At 67.5% G+C, this 15,994-nt stretch carries 14 protein-coding genes; 10 read left to right on the top strand and 4 right to left on the bottom strand.

The genetic code is table 11. The annotated features are described in order from the left end of the window. Nucleotides 1-115 precede the first annotated feature (115 nt). Nucleotides 116-706 carry a VOC family protein gene (locus V8J38_RS11880; RefSeq protein WP_291781608.1) on the top strand — a complete coding sequence of 197 codons (591 nt, stop codon included), beginning with the start codon at nt 116-118 and terminating at the stop codon, nt 704-706. Next, nucleotides 703-1,869: an alpha/beta hydrolase gene (locus V8J38_RS11875; protein WP_338575929.1), complete on the top strand. Its 1,167-nt coding sequence runs from the start codon at nt 703-705 to the stop codon at nt 1,867-1,869. Before V8J38_RS11880 ends, V8J38_RS11875 begins: the two co-directional genes overlap by 4 nt. 158 nt (nt 1,870-2,027) lie before the next feature. Here V8J38_RS11875 and V8J38_RS11870 read toward each other — a convergent pair whose 3' ends face one another. From V8J38_RS11870 to V8J38_RS11860, 3 genes are all read right to left on the bottom strand, one after another. Beyond that, nucleotides 2,028-4,223: a TonB-dependent receptor gene (locus tag V8J38_RS11870; RefSeq protein WP_338575927.1), complete on the bottom strand. Its 2,196-nt coding sequence runs from the start codon at nt 4,221-4,223 to the stop codon at nt 2,028-2,030. Between the two features lie 169 nt (nt 4,224-4,392). Next, nucleotides 4,393-4,887 carry a MarR family winged helix-turn-helix transcriptional regulator gene (locus tag V8J38_RS11865; protein ID WP_291781617.1) on the bottom strand — a complete coding sequence of 165 codons (495 nt, stop codon included), beginning with the start codon at nt 4,885-4,887 and terminating at the stop codon, nt 4,393-4,395. Between the two features lie 76 nt (nt 4,888-4,963). Then, a complete protein-coding gene (locus tag V8J38_RS11860) occupies nt 4,964-6,115 on the bottom strand; it encodes an acyl-CoA dehydrogenase family protein (protein ID WP_338575923.1) in 1,152 nt (383 codons plus the stop codon). A 118-nt stretch (nt 6,116-6,233) separates the two neighbouring features. On the opposite strand from V8J38_RS11860, the gene V8J38_RS11855 reads away from it, so the two are divergent. Genes V8J38_RS11855 through V8J38_RS11840 form a run of 4 tightly spaced genes read left to right on the top strand, consistent with a single transcriptional unit; the run spans nt 6,234 to nt 9,284 of the window. After that, a complete protein-coding gene (locus V8J38_RS11855) occupies nt 6,234-7,277 on the top strand; it encodes a phosphotransferase family protein (RefSeq protein WP_338575922.1) in 1,044 nt (347 codons plus the stop codon). Further along, entirely contained in the window at nt 7,274-7,636 is a 363-nt protein-coding gene (locus V8J38_RS11850) for a DUF6285 domain-containing protein (RefSeq protein ID WP_291781626.1), read from the top strand. Before V8J38_RS11855 ends, V8J38_RS11850 begins: the two co-directional genes overlap by 4 nt. After that, on the top strand, nt 7,633-8,523 hold the full coding sequence (locus V8J38_RS11845) for a hydroxymethylglutaryl-CoA lyase (protein WP_338575920.1): 891 nt from the start codon (nt 7,633-7,635) through the stop codon (nt 8,521-8,523). The genes V8J38_RS11850 and V8J38_RS11845 overlap by 4 nt, the downstream gene beginning before the upstream one ends. Then, entirely contained in the window at nt 8,520-9,284 is a 765-nt protein-coding gene (locus V8J38_RS11840) for an SDR family NAD(P)-dependent oxidoreductase (RefSeq protein ID WP_338575919.1), read from the top strand. Before V8J38_RS11845 ends, V8J38_RS11840 begins: the two co-directional genes overlap by 4 nt. A 246-nt stretch (nt 9,285-9,530) precedes the next feature. Here the strand turns inward: V8J38_RS11840 and V8J38_RS11835 are convergent, their stop codons facing one another. Beyond that, nucleotides 9,531-10,772 (bottom strand): acyl-CoA dehydrogenase family protein, encoded by a 1,242-nt coding sequence (locus V8J38_RS11835; protein WP_338575917.1) that lies wholly within the window; start codon nt 10,770-10,772, stop codon nt 9,531-9,533. Between the two features lie 130 nt (nt 10,773-10,902). On the opposite strand from V8J38_RS11835, the gene V8J38_RS11830 reads away from it, so the two are divergent. From V8J38_RS11830 to V8J38_RS11815, 4 genes are all read left to right on the top strand, one after another. After that, a complete protein-coding gene (locus V8J38_RS11830; RefSeq protein WP_338575916.1) occupies nt 10,903-11,355 on the top strand; it encodes a helix-turn-helix domain-containing protein in 453 nt (150 codons plus the stop codon). A gap of 111 nt (nt 11,356-11,466) precedes the next feature. Continuing rightward, on the top strand, nt 11,467-12,531 hold the full coding sequence (locus V8J38_RS11825; RefSeq protein ID WP_338575915.1) for a CaiB/BaiF CoA-transferase family protein: 1,065 nt from the start codon (nt 11,467-11,469) through the stop codon (nt 12,529-12,531). 22 nt (nt 12,532-12,553) lie between these two features. Further along, on the top strand, nt 12,554-13,756 hold the full coding sequence (locus tag V8J38_RS11820; RefSeq protein WP_338575914.1) for an acetyl-CoA C-acetyltransferase: 1,203 nt from the start codon (nt 12,554-12,556) through the stop codon (nt 13,754-13,756). A 27-nt stretch (nt 13,757-13,783) separates the two neighbouring features. Next, nucleotides 13,784-15,955 carry a 3-hydroxyacyl-CoA dehydrogenase NAD-binding domain-containing protein gene (locus tag V8J38_RS11815; RefSeq protein WP_338575912.1) on the top strand — a complete coding sequence of 724 codons (2,172 nt, stop codon included), beginning with the start codon at nt 13,784-13,786 and terminating at the stop codon, nt 15,953-15,955. The last annotated feature ends 39 nt before the right edge of the window (nt 15,956-15,994 follow it).

Genomic DNA, 15,994 nt, shown 5'->3' with positions numbered 1-15,994 from the left:
CTCATGTCTGCAGGGAGCCTATGTCGGAGCAGGAATAACGTAAAGCAATTTGACAAACATTCGCCGCGGGTATGGAGTTCGAACCAACCTAGGAACGTCAGGAAGGATGAGACCCATGGCCATGCCAGCCACCACCGAGAGCGGACTGCGCTCGTTGCATCACGCGGCGTTCCGCTGCCGCGACGCCGAACAGACACGCTGGTTCTATGAGGACGTTCTGGGACTGAAGGCTTCGGCCGGGATCGTGCTGGACGAGGTGCCGGGGACGCATGAGCCGACCCCCTATATGCACATCTTCTTCGAGATGGGGGACGGCAATTTCGTCGCCTTCTTCGACGCGCCCTCGACCGCCGATCCGTCCTGGTTCAAGCGCAAGGACAGCTTCGACATGCATATCGCCATCCAGGCGCGCGACGAGGCGCACATGCTGGAGATGCAGCAGCGCATCCGCGACCACGGCGTCAGCTGCCTGGGCCCGGTCGAGCATCATTTCGTGCGCTCGGTCTACATGTACGACCCCAACGGCATCCAGGTGGAGATCACCACCCGCACGGCCGACCACGACCGCATCCTGGGCGAGGAGGGCGCCGCCCTACCGCAGGTGCTGAAGGACTGGACCGCCCAGACCCGCGCCGAAAAGGAGGCCAAGTTCGGCGCTGAGGCCCTGGACCGCCGCGGCAAGCCGCAGTCGGAGCTCAAGGGATGAGCGACGCGTCCGTGAAGAAGAAATACCAGCGCATCCCCTATCTGATCGTCTTTAAGGAACAGGCGGCGTTCAAGGACACCTATGGCGGGGCCGAGGGCGCGGTGGCGCTGGAGGCGCATCTGCTGAAGCCGGACACGCCGTCCGACACGGTCGTCGTCATGATGCACCCGATCGGCGGCGGCGCCTGGCTGCCGCTTCCGGCGGCCCTGGCCAAGCAAGGCGTCCACGTCATCTATTGCAACAGCCGCTATCGGGGCATCGACAACGCCCTGATCATGGAGAAATGCGCGCTCGATCTGGGCGCCTGCGTCCGCGACGCCAAGGAGCGGCTGGGCTATGAGAAGGTGATCCTGGGCGGTTGGTCGGGGGGCGGCGCGCTGTCGCTGTTCTATCAGGCCGAGGCCGAGAACCCGACGGTGACGCAGACGCCGGCCGGCGATCCGATCGACCTGACCAAGGCGAACCTGATCCCGGCGGACGGCATCGCCCTTCTGGCCGCGCACCTGTCGCGCAACCTGACCCTGACCGAGTGGATCGACCCCTCGATCAGCGACGAGAGCCGCCCGTTCGACCGCGATCCCGAGCTGAACATCTACGACCCGGCCAACCCGAACCAGGCGCCCTATTCGCCGGAGTTCATCACCCGCTATCGCGACGCCCAGGTGGCCCGCAACCGCCGCATCACCGCCTGGGTGAAGGCGCAACTGGCCGATCTGAAGGCGCAAGGGTTGCACAACCACGAGCGCGGCTTCGTGGTGCAGGGCACCATGGCCGACCCGCGTTTCATCGACGAAACGCTGGAGCCCAGCGACCGCCGTCCCAACTACTGCATGTTGGGCGATCCGGTGGTGGTGAACGACGGCCCGGTCGGCCTGGCGCGGTTCTCGACCCTGCGGTCGTGGCTGTCGCAATGGTCCTATGACGACTCCAACGCCGACGGGCTGAAGTGCGCCGCGCGCATCAGCGTGCCCATGCTGGTCATCGAGAACAGCGCTGACGACGCCTGCACCCCCAGCCACGCCGCTCGCCTCATGGAAGCGGCCGTCAACGCGCCGCAGACCCATGCGGTGATCAAGGGCGCCAACCACTACTACTCCGGGCAGCCCGACAAGGCGGCCGAGGGGGCGGCGGTCTTCGTGGAGTGGATGAAGGCGACGTTCTGACGTCTGACGACATCGGACATGGCGGCGGCCGCTCCTTTCGGGAGCGGCCGTTTTCCTGTCTGGCTCAAGCCCGCTGTCGGCGGAGCGCAAAAGAAAGACCGGAGCGTCGGTCGACGCTCCGGTCAGTGTGCCGCACCTTGCTCAGGCGCCGGACAGGATCAGTAGCGCAGGCCCAGTTGGATCGAGACGACCCGGCCCGGATCGACCACATAGGTCTGGGAGCCGGCCAGGAAGGGGGTGCCGAACGAGTGGGACGCGGTCCATTCGTTCGTCAGGTTCCGGCCGATCAGGGCCAGGGTCCAGCGATCGTCAGCCGACACCAGACCCAGCCGCAGGTCCGCCTTGGCGAACCCCTCCTGATAGGACAGCGGGCTGAGGTTCTCTTCCAGATAGGTTCCGCTGCGACCGCGCACCGTGGCGTCAGCCTGGATCCGCATCCCGTTGTCCAGCGGATGGTCGACGTTCAGCGTCAGGGCGCCCGACCATTTGGGCGCGCGCGGCAGGCGGGTGCCGCCGATGTCCTCGACGCAGTTGGCCGGCGGAGCCACGCCGTTCCGGTAGATGCAGGGCGCCGTCGGATAGGAGTCGTATTTGGCGTCGTTGTAGGCCGCCGAACCCGACAGGCTGATCGACGGCGTGAGGCGCAGCGTGCCCTCCACCTCGAACCCCTTGCTCTTGGCGCTGGCGGCGTTGGAGGTGATGAAGGCGTTGGTCGCGGCGTTGAAGCCCGACACCTGCAGGTCGTCGAACTCGGAGGTGTAGGCCGCCAGGTTCACCGTCGCCCGGCCGTCCAGCAGCGTCAGCTTGGTCCCGATCTCGATGGACTGAGAGGTTTCGCCCTCGAACTGGAACGAATCCTGCCCGCCCGTCGACTGGGCGCCGACGAAGCCGCCGGCCTTGGAGCCCTTGGCGTAGGAGGCGTAAAACATCATGTCCCGGTCGACGACGTACTGGACCTGCACCGACGGATCGAGCTGGCTTTCGCTGCGCTGGCCGTGAAGGGGCGTGTTGACCCAGGTCGGCGGCACGGCGCCGGTCGTGGAACGCGTCTGGTCGGCGGACTTGTCCTCCCAGGTCTGGCGCAGGCCGGCGGTCAGCTTCCAGTGGTCGTTGAAGGCGTAGGTCGCCTGACCGTAGATCGAGTAGCTCTCATTGGTCTGGTTGAACAAACGATCGCTGGCGCCGTCGAACGGCCCCATCAGAACATGGGAGTTCTGATGCATGTCGATCTCGTTCCGGTGGGCGTAGGCGCCCACGATCCAGGTCAGCGGCCCCTCGTTGGACGAGGTCAGGCGCAGTTCCTGGGAGATCTGGTTGAAGTCTTCCTGGAAGACCGTGCGCAACAGCGGCTGGGTGGTGAAGTCGCTGTCGATCTGCTTGTCGTAGTCGAAGGCCGAATAGGCGGTGATCGAGGTCAGGGTCACGCCGTTGGCGAAGTCCTTGTTGATCGTCAGCACGCCGTTGAAGCTGTTGGTGTCGTCATAGTCCGGCACGCCCTGCGTGGTCGCGCGGGTGAAGGATTTGGACTGGCCGGGACCGACGCTGCTCATCGGCTGGCCGGTCAGCTCCTGACGCGCGCCTTCCAGCTTCAGTCGGAAGGACAGGGTGTCGCTGGCCAGATAGTCGATGACGGCGCGGCCGATCAGATCCTCGCGGCCGGGATTGTGGTCGCCGGTGGTCGTGTTCTCCAGCCACCCTTCGTTGTCGCTGTATTTGCCGGCCAGGCGAACCAGCAGCTTGTCCGTGACGGGGCCGGAGATGATCTGGGTGATCTCGAAGCCGTTGTCGCCCTCGACCGTGCCGGTGATGGTGGTCGCCAGTTCGCGCTCGGCGCGCGGACCGTTCGAGGTGATGTTGATGGCCCCGGCGGCGGTGTTCTTGCCGAACAGGGCGCCCTGGGCGCCGCGTAGAACCTCGACGCTGGCGACATCCAGGAAGGGGGCGGCGAACTGGCGGCCGCGCCCGGCGTAGGCGCCGTCGACGAACAGGCCGACGGACTGCTCGAAGGCCAGGTTGCCGGGCGAAGAGCCGATGCCGCGGATATAGATGGCGTTGTTGCCCGGCGTGGCCTGGATATGCAGGTTCGGCACCGAGCCCGACAGGGATTCCAGGTTGCGCACGTCCTGGCTCGCCAGTTCCTCGCCGCTGGTGACGTTGACCGAGATCGGCACGTCCTGCAGGCGTTCGGTGCGTTTGCGCGCGGTGACCAGGATGTCGGCGACCGTGGTAGCGTCCTGAACGGCGGGCGTATCCGACATCGCTGGACCGCCGGTCTGAGCCCCGGTCTGAGCCATTGCGGCGGTGCTGAGAACCAGGCTGCTCGACGCGAGCAGCATCACATAACGATAGCGCATGCGTATTCCTCCCCATGCGGCTCCGGTCTGAAGTCGGAGCTGTGTTGGCCGTGAGGAGGTGTCGCGATCGCATCGGATCGTGTGCGCCTTCCTCCCTGACTGCGGCTTCTTGCTGAGCTGCTTGTCAAGAAAGTAGACAAACTCGATACGAGTTAATCGTCAAGTTACTTTACTGATTTTTGTTCGCGGCCTGTCGAAAATCCGCCGCGCGTTCGCCTGGCTCGCCTAAGCTGCACAGGATCGGCGCGCCCCAGTCCGAGCCGAAGGCCTCCCGCAGGGCCTTGACCCGCTTGGCGCCGACGCGGCGGCCGAGCTCTTCGGTCAGCTCGGCGACGATCTTCTGCGCGTCCTGACGCATGGCCTTGCCCATGGGCGTCAACTGGACGATGCGGATGCGGCCGTCAGTCGGATCGTCCGCCATCTCGAAAACGCCCCGCTCGACCAGGGAGTTGATCGTCGAATGCACCGCCTGTCGGGTGAGGCGCAGGCTGCGAGCGATGTCGGCGGGACGGACGACGTTCATCTGAACGTGCATCATCACCATGGATTCAGGCCGTGTCAGATGGGGCCACCCGGCTTCCCGCAGACTCATCTGCAGGCTTTCATCGAACCATTCAAATCCCGCCAGCAGGGGCACGATCAGATAGTCGGAATTCATGATCATCGCTTTCTCCTGATTCCGTCTTATGCCGCTGCTCCGCTTGACCCGCCAAGTGCAAACCGTCGGCGGGGCCTCTGTTTCAGAGCGTGCGGGCGATCAGGATCTTCATGACTTCGGACGCGCCGCCGTGGATGGTGTCGATCCGGGCGTCCTTATACAACTGGGCGATGGGGTATTCATTCATATAGCCGTAGCCGCCGAACAGCTGCAGGCATTTGTTGACGCCCTCCAGTTCGGTTTCGGTGATCCACAGCTTGGCGATGGAGGCGGTGGCGGCGTCAAGTCGGCCCCGGATCAGCTTTTCGGTGCAGGCGTCGATGAAGCTGCGGGCGATCACGGCCTTGGCCTTGATGTCGGCCAGGGTGAACTGGGTGTTCTGGAACTCCATCAGCGGCTTGCCGAAGGCGTGGCGTTCACGCGTGTAGTCGACGGTCAGCTTCAGCGCCCGCTCCAGTATGGCCAGACCCATGGCGGCGATGCCCAGCCGCTCCTGAGGCAGCATCTGCATCAACTGGCCGAAGCCCTTGCCTTCGACCTCGCCGATCAGGTTCGCGGCCGGGACGCGCACATCCTCGAAGAACAGCTCGGAGGTGTCCTGTGCGGCGCGTCCCATCTTGTCGAGGTTGCGGCCGCGCGTGAAGCCGGGACGGTCGCCCTCGACCGCGATCAGCGAAATGCCGCGCGAACCGTTGTCCGAGGTGCGGCACACCACCAGGATCAGGTCGGCGGTCTGGCCGTTGGAGATGAAGGTCTTCTGGCCGTTCAGCACCCATTCGTCGCCCTCCAGGCGCGCGCGGGTGCGGATGCCCTGCAGGTCGGATCCCGTGCCCGGCTCGGTCATGGCGATGGCCAGAACGATCTCGCCCGAGACCACGCCCGGCAGCCATTTCTGCTTCTGTTCCTCGGTGCCGAAGGCGATCAGATAGGGGGCGACGATCATGTTGTGCAGCGGCACGCCCCAGCCCTCCATGCCGCGTGCGCCGAACTCCTCGATCAGGACCCGCTCATGGCGGAAGTCGGCGCCCATGCCGCCGTATGCCTCGGGCACGGACAGCCCCAGAAGGCCGAACTCGGCGCCCTTGGTCCACATCTCGCGCTCGACGATCTTGTTCCGGTTCCAGGACTCGATCTTTTCCGGCGGGCATTCGGCGTCGAGAAATTTCGACAGGCCTTCGCGGAACAGGTCGATATCTTCCTGGGTGTAGGCGGAGGGGCCGGCTTGGACGCTCATCGGAGGCTCTCAGACTAGGTAAGGATGGCTGGGCGAGGGTGGCCGTCATCCTGTCCCGTCTCGACGATAAACGTCAATCTATTTGACAAAGATCGGCAAGATCGGTCATCCCTTTCGCATGTCCGCATCCCGATCTGAACCTGCGTCCGACCCGGCCGGCTTTGTCCTCACCCGACTTGAAGCCCTGGCGCCTGTCCTGGCGCCTGTCCTGGCGCCCGGCGGGGCGCGGGTGACCGGTCTGCGTCGCCTGACCGGCGGCGCCAGCCTGGAGACCTGGGCTTTCGACATCGAGGGAAGCGGGGGCGTTCGCCCGTTGATCCTGCGTCGTCGCGGCGGAGGCGGAGAGGCCGAGGTGTTCGAGACGTCCCTGCCGCTGCCCATCGAGGCGGCGCTGCTGCAGGCGGCCGAAAACGCGGGGGCGCCGGTCGCCCGGCTGGTGCGGGACTGTGCGGCCGAGGATGGGCTGGGGGAGGCCTATGTGGTCGAGCGGGTGGCGGGCGAGACCCTGGGCCGCCGCATCGCCGTCGACCCGGCCTTTGCGCGGGCCCGCGAGACCCTGGGCCGTCAGTGCGGTCAGGCTCTGGCCCGGATTCACGCCATCGATCCGTCCGTGCTGCCCCCGCTGGAGGCGCAGGACGCGCGCGCCGTTCTGGACCGTTACGCCGACATCTATCGACGGAACAGCGGCCCGCGTCCGGTCATGGAGGCGGCGCTGAAGTGGATGGAGGCGCGCCTGCCCGCGTCGATCACGCCGCGCCTGGTCCATGGCGACTTCCGCAACGGCAATCTGATGGTGGACCCCGCGGCGGGCCTGGCCGCCGTTCTGGACTGGGAGCTGGCCCATCTGGGCGACCCGGCCGAGGACCTTGGCTGGCTGTGCGTCAACAGCTGGCGGTTCGGCGTGACCGATCGCGTCGTCGGCGGCTTCGCCGATCTTGAGACCCTGTTGGACGCTTATGAAGCGGCGGGAGGCGAACGGCCGTCGATCGAGCGGGTGCGATTCTGGCAGGCGGTCGGCACGTTCAAATGGGCGGTGGTGACGATGATGATGTACCGCACCTTCGCCACGGGCGCCTCGCACTCGGTCGAGCGCGCCGTGATCGGGCGCCGACTCAGCGAATGCGAAGTCGATCTTCTGGCTTTGATGGAGGCGTCGCGATGATCGAGGGACCGCGCAAGGACGAACTGGTCGAGGCGGCGATCGCCTGGCTGGAGGACGCCTCGGCTCCGGTCGAAGGGTTCCACCGCAAGGTGGCGGCCAACGCCTTGGGCATCGTCCGTCGAGAGCTGATGCAATGGCCCGCCGCCGAGGCCGCCGCCGTCGCACGGATGAGCGCCATCCTGGGGCGCGAGGGCGACTATGCGACGCTGAACGTCGCCCTGGCCGAGGCCCTGCGCGACGGAACGGTCAGCGCCGAGGATCCGGCCGTCTTCGACCATCTGCGCCGCACGGCGCTGGACACGCTGGCGATCGACCAGCCGCGTTATCGTCATGAGCTGTCGCTGGAGGCTGAGGCATGATCGAACTGGTCGAGGTGTCGGCCCGCGACGGCCTGCAGAACGAAAAGACCATCCTGTCCACCGCCGACAAGGTCGCCCTGATCGACAAGGCGGTCGCGGCGGGCGCGCGGCGGCTGGAGGTCGCCAGCTTCGTCAATCCGAAGCTGGTGCCGCAGATGGCCGACGCCGAGGCGGTGATCGCCGCCCTGCCGAAGCGCGCCGAGGTGCGGACCATCGGCCTGGTGCTCAACGAGCGTGGGGCCGGGCGCGCCCTGGCGACGGCGGTGGACGAGCTCGGGATCGTCGTCGCCGCCTCGGACGCCTTCGGCCTGGCCAACCAGGGGCTGGACGTCGACGCGAGCGTCGCCATGGCCGGACGGGTGATCGAGCAGGCGAGGGCGGTCGGCCGCGACGCCCAGGTCACGATCTCGGTCGCCTTCGGCTGTCCGCTGTCGGGCGCGGTTGATCCGGCGCGGGTCGTGGACATGGCGCGGCGGCTGGTCGTCTTCGACCCGCTGGAGATCGCCCTGGCCGACACCGTCGGCGTCGCTCGCCCGGATGAGGTCTCGCGCCTGGTCGCGGCCGTGGTCGAGGCGGTGCGGCCGCTGCCGGTGCGCGTCCATTTCCACGATACGCGCGGGACGGGCGTGGCCAACGCCGTGGCCGCCGTGGCCGCCGGCGCCGTGACCGTGGACGCCTCTATCGGCGGGACGGGCGGCTGTCCCTTCGCGCCGGGCGCGGCGGGCAATGTCGCCAGCGAGGACGTGGCCTACGCCCTGAACGGACGCATGGCGGTCGACGTCGACGCCCTGTGCGCGGCGGCCGTCTGGCTCAACGAGAAATTGGAACGCACGCGGACCAGCGCCATGACGCGCGCCTGGCTGTCCGCAAGGGAGAAGACCGTATGACCACCCTGACCCACGAAGGCCGCGTGGCCCTGATCACCGGGGCCTCCTCGGGCCTGGGCGCCGAGTTCGCCCGACTGCTGTCGCGCGGGGGCGCCAGGGTGGTGCTGGCCGCGCGGCGGGCCGACCGTCTCGCCGCCCTGGTCGCCGAGATCGAGGCGGCGGGCGGCGAGGCGCTGGCCGTATCGATGGACGTGTCCGACGAAGCCTCGGTCATCGCCAGCTATGACGCGGCCGAGGCGCGCTTCGGCCTGGTCGACACCGTCATCGCCAACGCCGGAGTCAACGCCGACGGCCCGGCCACGGACTTGACGATCGAGGACTACGACCAGATCCAGGCGGTCAACAATCGCGGCGTCTTCCTGACCGCGCGCGAGGGCGGACGGCGCCTGCTGGCCAGCGGCCGGTCGGATCGGGGGCGGGTGGTGATCCTCGCCTCGATGGGGGGGCTGCACGCCCTGACCGGCCTGGTGGCCTACTGCGCGTCCAAGGCGGCCGCGGTCATGCTGGGGCGCTCCCTGGCCAATGAATGGTCGCGCGCGCGGATCAGCGTCAATGTGGTGTGCCCCGGCTATATGCTGACCGACATCAACGAGGAATGGTTCACCAGCGAGGCGGGCCAAAAGATGATCTCCAAGCTGCCGCGCAAGCGGCTGATGCCGATCGACGCCCTGTCGCCGATGATCGGCTTCCTGACGTCGGACGCGGCGGCCTACACCACCGGCGCGGTGATCAAGATCGACGACGCCCAGCACGTGGATTGATGCAGGCTGAGTTCATGTTGAGTGTGACGGCCAGTTTAATCTCCGCTCATCCCCGCGGAAGCGGGGACCCAGTGAGAGCGCAAAGCGACAGGCCTCTTCATTGATCGAAGCGCCTTGAAGCCAAAGCACTGGGTCCCCGCTTCCGCGGGGATGAGCGGGCTTGGGGAAATCCCACCAACAACCCAATGGGAATTCAGCCAAAAAAAGGGCCCCCGCGAGGGGGCCAGTGAGGGACTGGAAAAGCCGTCAGGTGAGCATGGAGTTGGGCGGCAGGCCGACCATCGATCGGCCATGAAGTTCAGTCGAAACGTCCATGTCGTAGACGATGTGACTGGCCATGACCTCGATGTCGCGAAGGATGCGCTGCATCGGATTGTCGAGCGCATAGAGGCCCGAACCCGAGGAGTCGCAGCAGGTGCGCACCGCCTCCAGGCACTGGCTGACGGCGTAGGCGATCTGGGCCCTCAGGCGCAGGCGGTGCGGCAGTTGCTCCTCGTCGCTGAAGGCGGAAAGCGTCAGGTTCTCGTTCGCCGCCTGGCGGATCGACAGTTCGGCCGACCGGACCAGAAGGTCGGCGCGGGCCAGGCGCATCTGGGCGGCGGGCTTGTCCACCTGGGTCGACTGGCCGCCCATCTTGGTGTGGACCGTCAGCCGCTGCCGGCTCAGTTCGACCGCCGCGCGGGCCGCGCCGACCGAGGGCAGGGCCGCCGTCACGCACAGCTGCGGCAGCATGGGCGCGCGGTAGAGAGGATTGTCGTGGATGCGGGAGCCGTTGCCGCGGCCGGTGCGGACCTCGGACACCACGAAGGTGTAGGCCTCAGGCACGAACAGGTCCTCGGCCACGATGTCGTTGGACCCGGTGGCGGCCATGCCGCTCATGAACCATGTGTCGAGCACCTTCACGTCCTCGGCGCGGACCAGCACCATGCGCACGACGGGCGGCTTGCCTTCGCCCATGCTTTCCATGGCGTTCAGCATGACCCAGTCGGCGTGCATGACCACGGTGCCGAACTTCCAGCGGCCGCTGATGCGGAAACCGCCATCGACGCGCACCGCCTTGCCCGGAGGGGCGGCGACGCTGGGCGCGATGACATAGGGGGTGCGGCCCCAGACCTCGGCCTGGGTCTGCTCGGGGAACTGGGCGATCAGCCAGTTGTGCTCGGCGGCGAAACTGGCGGTCCAGCCGGTCGAGGGGCAGGCTTCACAGATCTCGAGCGTGGCGTCGATATAGGCCTGGGGATCGAACTCCAGCCCGCCGAATTTGCGCGGCACATACATGTAGAAATAGCCGGTGGCGCGCAGGGCGTCCCACACCTCGTCCACCGGACGACGCAGGCGTTCCGCCTCTGCCGAAGCGGCGGCGATCATGGGCTTCAGCGCCGCGACCCGCGCGACCAGTTCGGCCGGGGTCAGGGCGGCGACGGCCTCGGGGGCCAGAAAATCGTTGCCGGTGGGAATGCGCCGGTCCGCGAGCTTTTCGCCCGTCATGTTCAATCCTCCCTGTTGGGACGCTGAGGTTCGCTTTGGATGAATATAAATGTCAAGTAAGTTGACTAAAAATCGACATGACGACGTTTTGGGGCTTTGCGGGGGCGTGGCGGACGGCGACACTGACCCCATGAATCGCCCTCTGCTCATGCTCGATCTGGTGCGGACCCTCTACTGGTTCGACGAACAGCTTCAGTCGCGTCTCGACAGGCGAGGCTGGGGGAGGTTGGGCCGGTCGCAGTCGCTGATTCTGGTCAACGTCGCCAACGGCGAGACCCGCGCCGCCCGCATGGCCGAGAACCTGGGAGTCTCACGCCAGGCGATGAGTCAGTTCCTGACCGAGATGGTCGATCGCAAACTGCTGGAGCTGGCGCCTGATCCTGACGACAAGCGCGCCCGCATCGTCCGCTTTGCGCCGGAATCCCAGGCCATTCGCGACGACGCGCAGAAGATCCTGCGAGAACTCGAGAGCGAGCTGGAAGACGCGGTCGGCCAAGGCAATCTGGAGGCGCTGCGCCAAGGTCTGCGCAACTTCCTGGGCGGCTCGGAAGGATGGTCAGAGCGACGGTCGGACGTCGCTTAAGTCAAATTTCTTGACAAGATTGGTCTCTCGTCCGATCACCGCATGAAGCCCCACCAAGGGGGCTGCGGGAGGAACGGTCATGACGGACCACATCTACGGAAGCCGGCGTCGATGAGCGCCGCGGCTGTTTCCAGCGGCGCCTTGGCGGGCCTGAAGATCGTCGAGATGGAAGGCATCGGCCCGGGACCGTTCGCGGGGATGATGCTGGCCGACCATGGGGCGGAGGTGATCCGCATCGCCCGTCCGGGCGTGCGCATCGATCCCTCGGACGTGCTGGCTCGGTCGCGCTCGCGGGTCGAGCTGGACCTGAAGTCGGAAGCGGGCAGGGCCGCCGCCCGCGCTCTGATCCGCGACGCCGACGGTCTGATCGAGGGCTATCGCCCGGGCGTCATGGAGCGGCTGGGTCTGGGGCCTGAGGTGCTGCTGGCCGATAATCCCAAGCTGGTTTACGGCCGCATGACCGGCTGGGGCCAGGAGGGGCCGCTGGCTCACGCCGCCGGCCACGACATCAACTACATCGCCATCACCGGCGCCCTGAACGCCTTTGGCCGCAGGGGCGAGAAGCCGACCCCGCCGATCAACATGGTCGGCGACTTCGGCGGCGGCGGCATGATGCTGGCCTTCGGCATGTTGGCGGGCGTCCTGTCGGCGCGGACCACGGGCAGGGGCCAGGTCATCGACTGCGCCATGACGGACGGCGCCTCCCTGCTGATGGGGATGATCTGGGGCTTTCGCGGCCAGGGAATCTGGAGCGATGAGCGGGGCGCCAACTACCTCGACACCGGCGCGCCCTATTACGACACCTATGAGACCGCCGATGGCGAGTTCATCGCCATCGGCTCGATCGAGCCGCCGTTCTACGCGCGGATGCTGCAGGCGACGGGGCTGTCGGACGATCCCCTGTTCCTGGACCAGAACGAGCCGGGCGGGATCGAGACGCGCCGCGCCCGCCTGACCGACCTCTTCCGCCGCAAGACCCGCGAGGAATGGCGCGCCCTAATGGAGGGAACGGACGCCTGCTTCGCCCCGGTCCTGTCCTTCGTCGAGGCGCCCGAGCATCCGCACAACAAGGCGCGCGAGGCCTTCATCACCCTGAACGGCGTGGTGCAGCCGGCCCCGGCCCCCCGCTTCTCCCTGACGCCTGCGCCGCAGCCGCGCGCGCCCGGCGACGCCTGATCCCTGCACGAGGAACCGACCTGTGAGACAAGCCTATATCTATGACGCCGTGCGCACGCCGCGCGGCCGGGGCAACGCCAAGGGCAGCCTGCACGAAGTGACCGCCATCTCCCTGGCGACCCAGGTGTTGCAGGCCCTGCGCGACCGCAACAATCTCGACACCAGCCTAGTCGACGACGTGATCCTGGGCTGCGTGGCGCCCATCGGCGAACAGGGCGCCAACATCGCCCGCGTCGCCGCCCTCAACGCCGGCCTGGCCCAGACGGTGGCCGGCGTGCAGATGAACCGATTCTGCGCCTCGGGCCTGGAAGCCGTGAACACGGCGGCGGCCAAGGTCGTCTTCGGCGAGGCCGACGCGGCCATCGGCGGCGGCGTCGAGAGCATGAGCCGGGTCAAGATGGGCTCGGACGGCGGCGCCTGGTCGGCGGACCCGGACGTGGCCTTCACCACCGGCTTTGCGCCCCAGGGCATCGGCGCCGACGCCATCGCCACCCTGGCCGGCTTCAGCCGCACCGACGTCGACGCCTTCGCCGCCGAGAGCCAGAAGCGCGCCGCCGCCGCCTGGGCCGCCGGCCGTTTCAAGACCTCCATCGTCCCGGTCAAGCACGCGGGCGTGACGGTGCTGGACCACGACGAATTCATCCGCCCGGACACCACGGTCGAGACGCTGAGCGCGCTGAAGCCCTCGTTCGCGGGTCTGGGCGCGGCGGGCTTCGATTCGGTGATGCGTCAGCGCTATCCCGAGATCGAGGCGATCGACCATGTGCACCATGCGGGCAACTCCTCCGGCATCGTTGACGGAGCCTCCGGCGTCCTGATCGGCACCAAGGAGATGGGCGAGAAGATGGGGCTGAAGCCCCGCGCCCGCATCGTCGGCTCGGCCTCGATCGGTTCGGAGCCGACCATCATGCTGACCGGCCCGGTCGCCGTGACGCAGAAGGCCCTGGCCCGCGCGGGCATGAGCATCGGCGACATCGACTTGTTCGAGCTGAACGAGGCCTTCGCCTCGGTGGTCATGTACTTCATGCAGCAGCTGAAGGTGTCGCACGACAGGATGAATGTGAACGGCGGCGCCATCGCCATGGGCCATCCGCTGGGCGCCACGGGCGGGATGATCCTGGGCACCCTGCTGGACGAGCTGGAGCGTACCGACAAGGCGACCGGCCTCGCCACCCTCTGCGTCGGCGCCGGCATGGGCACCGCCACCATCATCGAGCGCGTCTGATCGCGATCTGACAGTCAGGACAACGACATGAACAACTTCACCGTTTCGGTGGACGCCGACGGCGTCGCCACCTTCCTGTTCGACGTGCCGGGGCGCACGATGAACACCTTCACCGACAGCGCCGTGGCCGACATCGACGCCATCGTCGCCACCATCCGCGACGACTCTTCGATCAAGGGCGCCATCCTGGCCTCGGGCAAGGCGAACGGCTTCTGCGCCGGGGCCGACCTGGGCGAACTGGGCGAGACCGCCGGCGGGCGGGCCGAGGGCGCGGCGCGCGAAGCCGCCCTGCCGGGCACCTCGCGGATGAGCCGGGCGCTGCGGGCCCTGGAGACGGTCGGCAAGCCAGTCGCGGCGGCCATCGAGGGCGTCGCGCTCGGCGGCGGCTTCGAGTTCGCCCTGGCGGCCCACTATCGCGTCGCCTCGACCAGGGCCAAGGTCGGCCTGCCGGAAGTGACCATCGGCCTGCTGCCCGGCGCCGGGGGCACCCAGCGCGTGCCGCGTCTGGCGGGCGTGCCCGCCGCCCTGGACCTGATGCTGACCGGCGCTCCGGTCGACGCGGAGAAGGCCAAGGCCATCGGCATCGTTGACGAAGTGGTCGAGCCGGGTCAGGCCCTGGCCGCCGCCAAGGCCTGGATCATGAATGGCGGCGAAGGCGTCCAGCCCTGGGATCGCAAGGGCTATGTCATGCCGGACGGCCCCTATTCGGACGCCGGTTCGGCGGGCTTCATCCTGACCCCGGCCAAGATCATGGCCAAGAGCTACGGCAACTATCCGGCCCAGAAGAACATCGCCCGCTGCGTCTATGAGGGCTTCAACCTGCCGATGGATTCGGCCCTGCGCGTCGAGGCGCGCCTGTTCCTGGACACCCAGCAGACGCCGCAGGCGCGGGCCATGATCCGTTCGCTGTTCCTGTCGAAACAGGCTCTGGCCAAGGGCGGCGCCCGTCCCGAGGGCGTGCCGACCTATACGGTCAGGAAGGCCGCCGTCCTGGGCGCCGGCATGATGGGGGCGGGCATCGCCTACGCCCAGGCGCGGGTCGGCATCGACACCGTCCTGATCGACGTGGCTCAGGCCGGCGCCGACAAGGGCAAGGCCTATTCCGAGAGCCTGGTCGCCAAGGCCGTGGCCAAGGGCGCCATGTCGCAGGCCGCCGCCGACGAACTGGTCGGCCGCATCACCGCCACCACCGACTATGACGCCATCAAGGGCGCTGACCTGGTGGTCGAGGCCGTGTTCGAGGACCGCGCCCTGAAGGCCGACGTCACCAGGCGCGCCGAGGCCCGGATCGGGCCGGACGCCGTGTTCGCCTCGAACACCTCGACCCTGCCGATCACCGGCCTGTCGGAAGCCGCCGAGCGCCCGGCCAACTTCATCGGCATCCACTTCTTCTCGCCGGTCGATCGGATGGAGCTGGTGGAGATCATCGTCGGCAAGACCACCTCGCAGGAGACGCTGGCCAAGGCGCTGGACTACTGCAAGCAGCTGAAGAAGGTGCCGATCGTCGTCAACGACAGCCGCGGTTTCTTCACCAGCCGGGTGTTCGACACCTATATCCGCGAGGGGCTGGAGATGCTGATCGAGGGCATCGCCCCGGCCATCATCGACAATGTCGGCCGCATGACCGGCATGCCGCGCGGCCCGCTGGAGCTGCTGGACGACGTGGCCATCGATCTGGTGGACCGGGTGGCGGGCCAACGCCGCATCGACCTGAACCTGCCGGCGCCGGTGGCGGGCGACACCGACAAATTCCTGATCGACATGGTCGTCCAGGAGCGTTGGGGCCGCAAGAACGGCAAGGGCGTCTATGACTATCCACAAGGCGAGCCCAAGCGGCTGTGGGCCGGTCTGGCGGACATGTATCCGGTCAAGATCAGCGAATCCTCGCCGGAACTGGTCGAGCATCTGAAGCAGCGCCTGCTGTATCGTCAGGCGGTCGAGGCCGCGCGCTGCATGGACGAGAACGTCGTCACCGCCGCCCGCGACGCCGACGTCGGCGCCATCCTGGGCTGGGGCTTCGCGCCCTGGACCGGCGGCCCGATCAGCCTGATCGACAGCACGGGCGTGGCCGAGTTCACCGCCGCCTGCGAGGCTCTGGCGGCGCAATACGGCGAGCGGTTCGCGCCGCCGGCCCTGCTGAAGACCATGGCCGGGAAGGGCGAGCGCTTCTATCCGGCGCCCAAGCCGCTGGCGGCCTGATCGCCTTGGCGGATAGGTGAACAGGAAAGGCGGGGCGCA

Origin of the sequence: Brevundimonas olei (assembly GCF_037055245.1) — a bacterium.
Taxonomy (GTDB): Bacteria; Pseudomonadota; Alphaproteobacteria; order Caulobacterales; family Caulobacteraceae; genus Brevundimonas; species Brevundimonas olei.
The sequence above is the reverse complement of the archived record's forward strand: the minus strand, read 5'-3'. Positions and strand labels throughout refer to the sequence as shown.